1 protein-coding gene is annotated in these 884 nt (G+C 59.0%); it reads right to left on the bottom strand.

From position 1 onward, the window contains the following. Window positions 1-314: 314 nt before the first annotated feature. A partial coding sequence (locus tag D8V06_RS15660) for an imelysin family protein (RefSeq protein WP_277751302.1) occupies window positions 315-884 on the bottom strand: 570 nt, incomplete at its 5' end.

Below are 884 nucleotides of genomic sequence, written 5' to 3' on the forward strand. Positions count from 1 at the left end.
AACAGTGCGGACAAGCGAAGAGGCAGCGAGGGCATCAGACATCCTGCAAGACGAGCAAAACAAGGGCGCAAAGTCTAACAGGGGATAAGAGTTTGAATAAGAGGAATTATCGTTTGCTTTGATGCGGGGCAGGGTTTTGATCGTTCCCACGCTCTGCGTGGGAATGCCTCTACGGACGCTCCGCGTTCGGCTCTGGATGGGACGCGGAGCGTCCCGGGCTGCATTCCCACGCAGAGCGTGGGAATGATCGGCACTCAAAAAACAGGTATGAAAAAGGCGACCCGAAGGTCGCCTTTTTATTCAGCCAGCGTTGATCAGAATTCGTGATCAGCGTTGTCCGGGTTCAGGTCGCTGATACCCAGTTTGCCGGCAGCCGCTTCGATCGAACCGGTCTGCTTGACCAGCGAAGCGATGGCATCGCGAACGATCTGGTTGCCCGCGGCGTTGCCGGCAGCGATCAACTGGTCGTAGTGCTCACCCTTGTTGGCGTGGTCAACGATGACCTGCATCTTGGCTTCGGTAGCGGCCAGGTCGGCTTTCAACGCGGTGTCGGCAGCCGGGTCTGCCTTGGCCACCAGCGACGACAGGCTGGCGCCGGTCATTTTGGTGCCATCGACGCGGGTGTATTCGCCCAGGTACACGTTCCGAATGCCCTTGGCATCGTAGAACTGCGAATTGTGGGTGTTGTCGCTGAAGCAGTCGTGTTCGTCTTCCGGAGAGTTGGCTTCCAGGGACACCTTCATGCGCTCGCCCGCCAGTTCGCCGAGGGACAGGCTGCCCATGCCGAACAGCATTTTGCGCAGGCCGGTTTCAGCCGGTTCGGCTTCCAGGGTGGCGCGGTAGTTGTCGGCCACGTTCGGCTTCCAGTTGCCGACCATTTCTTC

The organism is Pseudomonas sp. Sample_24, from assembly GCF_004307605.1.
Lineage (GTDB): Bacteria > Pseudomonadota > Gammaproteobacteria > Pseudomonadales > Pseudomonadaceae > Aquipseudomonas.